9 protein-coding genes are annotated in these 9,292 nt (G+C 50.7%); 4 read left to right on the top strand and 5 right to left on the bottom strand.

What is annotated here, in order from left to right:
* Both WBJ47_RS15495 and WBJ47_RS15490 read right to left on the bottom strand, forming a co-directional pair.
* On the bottom strand, nucleotides 1-1,411 hold a 1,411-nt coding region (locus WBJ47_RS15495; RefSeq protein WP_424585630.1), incomplete at its 3' end, for an RCC1 domain-containing protein.
* A 12-nt stretch (nucleotides 1,412-1,423) separates the two neighbouring features.
* Nucleotides 1,424-2,461, bottom strand: coding sequence for an RCC1 domain-containing protein (locus WBJ47_RS15490; protein WP_422246152.1), 1,038 nt, complete (start codon nucleotides 2,459-2,461; stop codon nucleotides 1,424-1,426).
* A 162-nt stretch (nucleotides 2,462-2,623) separates the two neighbouring features.
* Between WBJ47_RS15490 and WBJ47_RS15485 the strand changes: the two genes are divergently transcribed.
* From WBJ47_RS15485 to WBJ47_RS15475, 3 genes are read left to right on the top strand one after another with little or no spacing between them, the layout of a single operon-like run.
* Nucleotides 2,624-3,124, top strand: a complete 501-nt coding sequence (locus WBJ47_RS15485; protein WP_422246154.1) for a DUF2924 domain-containing protein — start codon at nucleotides 2,624-2,626, stop codon at nucleotides 3,122-3,124.
* Nucleotides 3,121-4,479: a recombinase family protein gene (locus WBJ47_RS15480; RefSeq protein ID WP_422246156.1), complete on the top strand. Its 1,359-nt coding sequence runs from the start codon at nucleotides 3,121-3,123 to the stop codon at nucleotides 4,477-4,479. Before WBJ47_RS15485 ends, WBJ47_RS15480 begins: the two co-directional genes overlap by 4 nt.
* Entirely contained in the window at nucleotides 4,476-4,925 is a 450-nt protein-coding gene (locus tag WBJ47_RS15475) for a LacI family transcriptional regulator (protein ID WP_422246158.1), read from the top strand. Before WBJ47_RS15480 ends, WBJ47_RS15475 begins: the two co-directional genes overlap by 4 nt.
* On the opposite strand, the gene WBJ47_RS15470 is transcribed toward WBJ47_RS15475, so the two are convergent.
* From WBJ47_RS15470 to WBJ47_RS15460, 3 genes are all read right to left on the bottom strand, one after another.
* Complete coding sequence (locus WBJ47_RS15470) at nucleotides 4,926-5,159, bottom strand: hypothetical protein (protein WP_422246159.1); 234 nt, start codon at nucleotides 5,157-5,159, stop codon at nucleotides 4,926-4,928.
* Between the two features lie 320 nt (nucleotides 5,160-5,479).
* Nucleotides 5,480-5,989 carry a hypothetical protein gene (locus WBJ47_RS15465; protein ID WP_422246160.1) on the bottom strand — a complete coding sequence of 170 codons (510 nt, stop codon included), beginning with the start codon at nucleotides 5,987-5,989 and terminating at the stop codon, nucleotides 5,480-5,482.
* Between the two features lie 104 nt (nucleotides 5,990-6,093).
* Nucleotides 6,094-8,283 carry a heavy metal translocating P-type ATPase gene (locus WBJ47_RS15460; RefSeq protein ID WP_422246162.1) on the bottom strand — a complete coding sequence of 730 codons (2,190 nt, stop codon included), beginning with the start codon at nucleotides 8,281-8,283 and terminating at the stop codon, nucleotides 6,094-6,096.
* Between the two features lie 109 nt (nucleotides 8,284-8,392).
* Between WBJ47_RS15460 and cadR the strand changes: the two genes are divergently transcribed.
* Complete coding sequence (cadR, locus tag WBJ47_RS15455; RefSeq protein ID WP_422246163.1) at nucleotides 8,393-8,857, top strand: Cd(II)/Pb(II)-responsive transcriptional regulator; 465 nt, start codon at nucleotides 8,393-8,395, stop codon at nucleotides 8,855-8,857.
* Nucleotides 8,858-9,292 lie beyond the last annotated feature (435 nt).

Below are 9,292 nucleotides of genomic sequence, written 5' to 3'. Positions count from 1 at the left end.
TGACCTGACCGTTGGTGAGTAGTGCGGCTCCAAAGTTGTACGTGCCAGAGCCACCACGGATTGCTTTAACCAGGGTTCCACCAAGCGGGATCTGGGTAAAGGTGGCTGTCGTTGTGCCGGGTGGCGAGACTCCGTTGGCCCAGTATTCTCCGTAACCACATGCCCAGAGTGTGTTGTCTGTTTTCTTGATGTAGGTCACGGGATAGTCGTAACCTCCGAGGTAGGCATCTGCAACGCCCGTACCGACTGCCAGAACAGGGGTTAACTGTTGCACGTAATTGCCGTTACCAAGTTGGCCGTATGAGTTCGTGCCCCATGCGTGCAAATTGCCCAGGCTATCAAGTGCGATGGCATGCACGTGCCCAGCAAAAACTTTGACGATTGTCTTTCCACTTAACGAGCCGCCAGTGCGAGGCATGGCAATCGTTGAATTGGTTGTAGTGCCATCTCCAAGTTGACCATCCCCGTTATATCCCCATGAGTAAAGTGTGCCGTCATTTTTAACGGCATAGCAAGACTGATAAGCTTCGCGTCCAGCGGCGATTTGGGTAATGCCGGAGAGCACGGGCAATTGCACAAAACGGGATCGATAGGTGGTATCACCGTGACCGAGTTGGCCATACCCGTTGTATCCACAGGAATGAACGGTGCCGTCACTACACAGCACCAAAGAGCTATTGGCATTTTGCTCACCGCAGGCGAGTGCGACTTGCGTGACCGTCTTGCCAAAAATGGAGTTGGCAGAATCTGCACTGGCGTTAAACGGCACACGTTGCACGGTCGTGTTGCCATTAGCGCACTGACCGTAATCGTTGTAACCCCAGATCCAGAGCTGTCCGTTATTGTCGATGCAATAGGTGTGAGTCTGTGCCGTGTAGTAAAGCTTGGCAGCCCCCGGAAACCCAGGTGGAAAGGCCGCACGCGCAGGGTAGGAGCGCGAATATTCTGTGCCGTCTCCAATTCTAAAGTTTGAATTCTGTCCCCAGGCGCGCACACTGCCATCAGTCATGATGACGCCCATCGTTCGGTAAAGGTTCGATTGGGTGTTCGCCGTGTTTTCCGGAAACCTTAATGCCTTGGTGCCGGATCGAATTTCAGGGGTTGCCCAGACGGGCAGTCCCGTAGGACCCACTGTTAGGACTTGACCGAGTGCTCCTGCTGGGAGCGCAACCAGTCCCGTGCCATTGTTGTAAATAATTTGCCCGGAGCTATTAGAAATCCCGGTAGTTCCCTGCGCAAAGAGATCCCAGGCGGCTGAGGCCTCTGTAGGTGTCACGCCCATGGTGTTGTCTAGTACACAAACAAAACTGTCACCATTGTAGGAAACCACGTCTTGCTTCATGTAGGTGCTGCTGGCGTTATAGGTCGATCGCCACGTAAAGGCGATTTTGCCAAGCGAGATGGTTGTCATGTGTTGATTCCTTTAAAAAATGACAGGTGAGGGGGCAAAACGACTCTCCTGATCGTCATCCCCGTCCATGGAGTGCGCACCGTACCCGTTGACCATGACTTGACCATCGGAGGTCAGGCAATAAAGAGCGCCCGAGCCTGCACCGAAGTAGCCCGAGACGCTAAAGTCAACGACTGTTTTATCCAGGAGCAAAAAGGAGTTGGGCGCATTCGGTGTGAGGTTGTTGCCATTGCCGACCTGGCCCGATCCTCCAAAGCCCCAGACCACGGCTTTGCCATCGCTTCGCAAAGCCACCGCAGTCTGATAAGTGGAGTAGCCGTAGAGGCGCAGCTTGGTGACATTAGTGAGGAAACTCCCGCCGAGTGTTTCCCAGGTATTTCTGGAGATACCGGAGCTGCCACCAATATATTGACCGTTGTATCCGGTCCATTTCACGGTCCCGTCATTCATGAGCGCAAGACTCATGTGGTAGCCCGCAGCAACGGTCTGTGCGTCTTTGACACCATCCAGGCATTTGATTGGGAAGATCGTGTTGCTTTGAAACGATGCAGGACCATAGCCAATCCCAAAGCCATCTCCAACATATCCGCCTTGATCGCCCCACATCCAGAGCTCACCGTTATCCAGCACGGCACCATACCTGCGATAAGTGCCCGCACCTTCCCAGGTACCAGGGGTCTCGCAGGAGAAGATCTTTTTGACAGTCTTATTCCAGCCCCAAGGCATGACGGGCTGGTGGGTGGAGGAGTTTGACGTGAGCAAGGACGAGTTGGTCTCGCCCGCCGCATACAAAATCCCATTCGTTCCAATTAAAAACGAGGCTGCATACACTCCACCTGTGATGTAGATGTCTTTGATGGGGGTGGTGACAGACATGGGGATAAGCTTGGGCGCATTTTGGTTTGTGCTGTTGCCATTACCGAGTTGGCCATATTGGTTGTAGCCCCAGGAGTAGACGCGCCCCTGGTTATCTAGCAACCAGACCGACGGGTAACCAATGCAAAAAATCAAACGCTGCGCACCTGAATCTATGACGGTGACTGAGCGCATGGACGAGGTGGCTTCCCTGCTGGCGAGAGGCATTTCCCGTTTGAGGGATCAATCTGTTGAAAAGTCCGCAAATGTGGTCTTCAAGAGTCATTTAGGACTTGGATTTTCTGGTCACCAGAGCGTTCATAGAGACACCGTCAACTACGGAGTTAAGGAGTCTTAATGAAGGCAAAAATTGATAAACCAGCAATGCCACAATCGGTGGTGCAGCAAATCGTGCAGCTACCAGAACTGGCAATGCCAGATCTCAAAGTTTTATGGCGCAAGCTATTTCGAAGCGACACGCCAACACATAACCGACAGTTTTTGGAGCGACGTATCGCTCACAAGCTCCAGGAAATTGAGTTTTACAAAACAGAGCGCAGTTTGCTGGATCGTAACAAACGCCGAATCGATGCATTAATTAAAAACGGCAAGGCAAGGTTTCGTGACGCAGATTACCAGCCAGTTGCAGGCACGATGCTCTCCCGTGTCTATCAGGGCAAGGAATATCACGTTATCGCTACATCAACCGGATGCTACGAGTTTGATGGTCGACCATACGAAAGTTTGTCAAAGATCGCCTTTGAAATTACCGGAACGCGCTGGTCAGGACCCTTGTTTTTCGGTTTGCGGGCTAGGCCGAATGCGAAAACTCCAACTAAAAAGGGAGCCCGTGTATGAACGATACCTTTAAAAAACGCATGCGTTGTGCTGTTTACACGCGGAAATCAAGTGAAGAGGGTCTTGATCAAGAGTACAACTCAATTGATGCTCAACGAGATGCTGGGCATGCCTATGTGGCAAGCCAGAGAGCAGAGGGGTGGATCCCCGTTGCAGATGATTATGACGATCCGGCATTTTCGGGCGGCAACATGGATCGCCCTGCGCTCAAACGACTAATGGCAGACATTGAGGCTGGAAAAATTGACGTTGTTGTTATTTACAAAATTGATCGTTTGACTCGAAGCTTGGCAGATTTTTCGAAAATGGTTGAGGTCTTTGAGCGGCAAGGGGTGTCATTTGTCTCTGTCACCCAGCAATTCAACACCACAACATCAATGGGCAGGCTCATGCTCAATGTCCTTTTGTCATTTGCACAGTTCGAGCGAGAAGTCACCGGCGAACGCATTCGGGACAAAATCGCAGCCAGCAAAAGGAAGGGCATGTGGATGGGCGGGGTACCACCCTTGGGGTACGACGTTGAAAACCGTCGCCTGGTACCCAATCCAAAAGAAGCCAAACTAATCCGGCAAATATTTGAGCGGTTTGTTGAACTAGGGTCCGGAACCAAGCTCGTCAAAGAGCTTCAGTTAGACGGTGCAACCTCCAAAGCATGGACCACCCAGGATGGTCGAGTCAGAGAAGGTAAGCCGATTGATAAAGGGCTCATCCATAAACTGCTTCACAATCGAACGTATTTAGGTGAGTTACGGCACAAAGAACAGTGGTATCCGGGTGAGCATCAACCGATAATCGATCCCAAACTTTGGGATGATGTTCACGCAATTTTGTCTACAAATTATCGAGTCCGGGCCGGTCAAAATCGAGGTAGGGCTGATTTCTTGCTCAAGGGTATCGTTTTTGGAAATGATGGTCGTGCCTTGTCACCGATTCACACAACAAAAAAAGGTGGGCGAAGTTATCGGTATTACATCCCGCAGAGGGATGTTAAGGAATATCCAGGGGCTTCTGGTCTACCGCGAATGCCTGCAGCGGAGCTTGAGTCGGCAGTGCTTGAGCAATTGCGAACCCTTTTGCGCGCACCAGAACTGCTTGCCGAGGTTCTGCCACATGCAATCAGATTAGATCCAAGCCTTGACGAGGCCAAAGCAACGGTTGCGATGACTCGCCTTGACACTATTTGGGATCAGCTATTTCCCGCCGAGCAGGCTCGCATTGTGCGCCTTTTGGTCGATCGGGTGATTGTCTCACCAAACGAGATGGAGGTAAGACTGCGCGCCAACGGACTTGAGAAAATGGTTCTGGAATTGCAAGCTGATCGCTTACAGCTTAATCACGAGGAGGTTGTTGCATGAGTGGACTACATATTCATAAAAACGGCATCCCAGAGGTTATTGAGTTGAGTGATGGTCGTCTCACGGTTTCTGTTCCAATCCAGTTCAAGCGACGTGCAGGTCGTAAGCAGATTACGCTACCCAATGGTGAGACAGGTGAACCCAGACCCTGGGGTGTCGCCCCCAATGCGTTGCAACTGGCATTGGCAAGGGGGCATCGATGGCTTGCAATGCTTGAGTCAGGGCAGGTGAGTTCACTGCGAGAGATCGCAGCTCGTGAGGGTGTCGACAATAGTTATGTCAGTCGTATGATGAATTTGACAGTACTTGCGCCTGATATCGTCGAGGCAATTTTGGACGACACGCTGCCCGATCATTTGACGCTGTTTGATATTGCGGTTGATCCGCAGGCGCTTTGGAAAGAGCAGCGATATCGGTTGGGTTTCAATGTATTGAATGAGAAGTAGTCAGTATTGTTTTTGAAATGTTGCGGGATTCTTGCATTTTTTGCAGGTAGCCTTTTCTAAGGTCGGCTCTTGTTTTTGTCCACCATTCCAAGTCGTGTCAAAAAGCTCAAAGGTTGTTCCACTTTGCCAGGATGAACCGCTCCAATTGGATCCTTTGTCTAATACTGAGGATACCTCTTTTGTGTCGCAGTGTTGGCAGGTAAGCGTGTATGTTGTTTTATCAATAATGCCCATGGTGATACCCCGAAGTTTTAAGTCTTTTTGTACAAAAACATCTCAAAAGTCTACTGCGTATTCAAGTGAACCTGACCGGCTCACGCAGTAAAGTGTCCAAATGATCATTTGATCATGACAAAAAACGCTCGGTTGGATGAAAAGATCTCCACAGACACGCTAAATCAATGAACTTAACAGACGGCACCACTTATCATTTCAATTTTCGGGGAAAATCTGAGATCTGCCAAAAGTGAACATTCAGGAAGCTATAGCCAAAGCGGTCCTATGGGAATGTCGCCTTAGCTAGTCGTATGACCTATAGGGGCTGATAGACGATCTTACCGGCCCATCATGTAGTTCTGTTGAAACATCATGTGATTCATCATTTGTTGCTGCATGCCGAGGTATTGGTTCATCATGTATTGATGTTGCTTTAGCTGTTCAGGTGTGAGCCGCGAGTAATAGCCACTCATGCCATGCCATCCCATCATGCCTGGGCCACCCATATGTCCGCCGCCGGGCGTGTTACTAGCTCCGCAACAACCCATCATGCCCTGACTCCACATGCCTTGCATCATTCCCATGTTGTTCTGCATGTTTACCCAATGGTCATGAAGCAATTTCTTTCTCTCTTGCGGATCCTGCGTTTGACGTATCTTGTCCATCTGCGCTTGCATCGTTTTGATGTTTTCCTGAATCTGGGCAGCCTGCTTGTCGAACTCGGCGACATTGGGCTCTTCCAGTTGCGCTTTTGCGCTCTTGTCGAAGGTGTTTGTTGGCTGAGCACCCACAGGCACGCCAGCAACTAAAACCATGAAAATTGCCGAAATTAAAGCTACTTTTTTCATCTCATGAACCCCTTGAAAACCCAAATTGAAAACTTAAATTAATACTGCTCCCGGATGGTGTCAATTAATCATTAGATTTATTAGAGAGATAGCTAACATTCAATTCATCGTCGCAACAGCCTCAAACCATTGAATACAACCAATAGACTAGCTCCCATATCAGCAAATACCGCTATCCACATAGTGGCTTGTCCAGTAAATGTCAGAATTAGAAAGACTGCTTTAATGCTCAGTGCGAGCGCGATGTTCTGAGTCAGAATTGCCGCTGTTGCCCGAGACAGTCGAACAAAGACAGGGATCTTTTCGAGGTTATCGTCCATAAGAGCAACATCTGCAGTCTCAATGGCCGTGTCGGTTCCAGCTGCGCCCATGGCGAAGGCAATATCCGAGCGCGCCAATGCGGGGGCGTCATTAATACCGTCACCCACCATACCTATCTTGGCCCCGTTGGACTGTGCCATCAGCTCGCCAATGATTTTGAGCTTGTCTTGGGGCAAGAGATTTCCCCTGGCCTCGTCGATGCCTACTTCACGCGCAATAGCCATAGCAGTATGTGCATTGTCACCCGTGAGCATTATTGTCTTGATGCCGAGCGTGTGCAGTTCAGCGATAGCGTTTCGACTGGTCTCACGCACTGTATCAGCCACAGCAAATATTCCCAGAACGCCCGTCTGATTGACTAGCAAAACCACTGTCTTACCCTGAAGCTCAAGGTCATTGAGTTTGTTTTCGATCTCGTTTGAGCAAAGACCTAACTCTTCAATTAGTCGGTGATTACCCAGTTGATAAGTATGGCCGTCGATGTTCGCACGCACGCCACGTCCTAGGATGGCAGCAAATTCAGTAGTGCTCTTCAGCTTCAAGCCTGCTTCGGTTGCTGCATGTGCAATAGCTAACGAGACGGGGTGATCAGAGCGTGCTGCGAGGCTGGCTGCCAAAATGCGAGTCTCGCCCGCATCTCCGCCGAGCAGAACAAAGTCGGTCTGAACCGGTTTGCCGTGGGTGATCGTGCCCGTCTTGTCAAAGGCCAAGGTCGCGAGTCGGCGACCTTGTTCCAGATAGACGCCGCCCTTGATCAAGATGCCTTTGCGCGCTGCAGCTGCTAGACCGCTGACAATGGTGACCGGTGTCGAGATCACCAGTGCGCAAGGGCAGGCAATCACCAGTAGTATCAATGCCTTGTAAACCCAGTCACCCCAAGACATCCCCAACAACAGCGGGGGAATCGTCGCTACCAGTAAGGCAATGACGAACACGCTGGGCGTATAAACCTTGGCGAACTGGTCAACAAAGCGCTGCGTCGGTGCACGGCTTCCCTGAGCTGACTCGACTGCGTGGATGATGCGTGCCAATGTCGAGTGACTGGCTTCTGTGGTTACCCGATATTCAAAGGACCCCGTTTCGTTGATTGAGCCGGCAAAGACGGGGTCGCCCTCGGCTTTGTCAATCGGTAGACTCTCCCCCGTGATAGGCGCCTGGTTCACTGAAGAATGCCCACTGACCAGAACACCGTCCAGTGCGATGCGTTGGCCGGGGCTTAGGCGTACCATGGCACCCACGGGTACGGATTGAGCTGGTACTACCTTCCAGTTGCCGTCTTCTTGAAGTACCGTAGCGGTGTCTGGCGCCAAATCCATCAGATCTCGAATCGCGTTGCGTGCCCGGTCCAGCGACTTGGCTTCGATCACTTCTGCTAACGCGAAGAGAAACATGACCATCGCGGCTTCCGGCCAGTGCCCAATGGCCATTGCACCAGTCACTGCAATCGACATCAGCGCGTTCATGTTGAGATTGCGATGACGGAGCGCAATCCAACCCTTTTTGTAGGTCGACAGGCCACCCGTCAAAATTGCTCCGAGTGCCAGTGCCATGACGGTCCAGTGATTGCCACCTTGCTGCCAGTACACCAACTCGGCAAGCATGGCTGCCATTCCAGACAGCGCCAGTGGCCACCAGTTAGCTTTTGATTCAGGCTCGGTGGTGGATGGTTTTGCCGCATCGTTAGCTGAGATAGTTTGCGCCTCCATTCCAATATCTTGCAAGGCTGCTTCGACTGGGCTCAAGTTGACCAACTCGTGATGCACAGTGAGGATGCGTTGCATCAGGTTGAAGTCGAGCCCTGTTATCCCTTGCACCGCTGCCAGTTTGTTGCGTATCAGGGCTTCCTCGGTGGGGCAGTCCATGTTGTCAATGCGGTACTGCACCGTCCCTTTGCTGACAAGAATTGGTTTGTCTTGCGTAAATGTTACCGGCCCCTCGGCGCAGGCACATCCCTTGCTGCTGCAATCACTCATGTTGTTTGCCTTTTTTAATTACTGAAAGTAATTGGACACCCTGTAGCCACTACAGAGTCAAGAAGTTAATATGAAATATGTTTTCTCATCTTGGCAAGGGAGGTACGTCATGAAAATTGGTGAACTGGCACATGCCACAGGTACGCAAATCGAAACCATCCGCTACTATGAACGGGAAGGACTGCTGCCATCTCCCGCCCGAACAGAAGGCAACTTCCGTGTTTACATGGAAGTACATGTGCAGCGACTCACTTTTATCCGCCATTGCCGATCTCTGGACATGGCTCTTGACGAGATTCGCAGGTTGCTGCACTTCAAAGATGCACCTGATGAGAGCTGTAGTGATGTGAACACTTTGCTGGATGCCCACATCGGTCATGTTGCTGAACGTATCCGAGAACTCAGGGCACTTGAGAGGCAACTGAAAGGCTTGCGAGATCGGTGTGAAGAGCCAAAGGTAGCTGCTGAATGCGGCATTCTGGGCGAGTTGTCACAGCCACTGCTACAGAAGAGTGTGCTGCGTAAATCTCATGTGTACACATCTCACGGGGGAAGTAACAGCAGTAAAACGTAAGTCAGCTCACTAAGTTTGATCTCAATCCTAGTCCAGTGATTTACAGTTTTCGCAACCTATCAATACAAATTAAAAACTCGCTCATTAAGTACGCAAGTAACCTATTGATTTAAATGAGTTTAGCTTAAAGTCTTTGCGGACTTCGGCCGTTATTCATAGGCCAGACTTCCAGAGACTATCCGCCCCCAGAGACAAAACCCTGCTTTTTACCACCTTGACCCATCGTCTCCACAGTCCGCAACAACCTCCACAGACCCGCATGAACCCAAACTTGTAGGCAAAAAAATACCAACCCCGAAGGGTTGGTATGTGCGGTAATGGTGGTGGGGTGGGTACCGAGTAAAAAAAGTTGGTAGTTCAAGAGGTTAGGGCGTTTGATAACGCCTAGGTGTCAATTTTTTTGATCGGCGCCAACACATTGAGTCTTTGATTTAC

Origin of the sequence: Zwartia sp., assembly GCF_049655405.1 — a bacterium.
Taxonomy (GTDB): domain Bacteria; phylum Pseudomonadota; class Gammaproteobacteria; order Burkholderiales; family Burkholderiaceae_B; genus Zwartia.
Note: the sequence above shows the minus strand (reverse complement) of the source record. Positions and strands in the feature narration are given on the sequence as shown.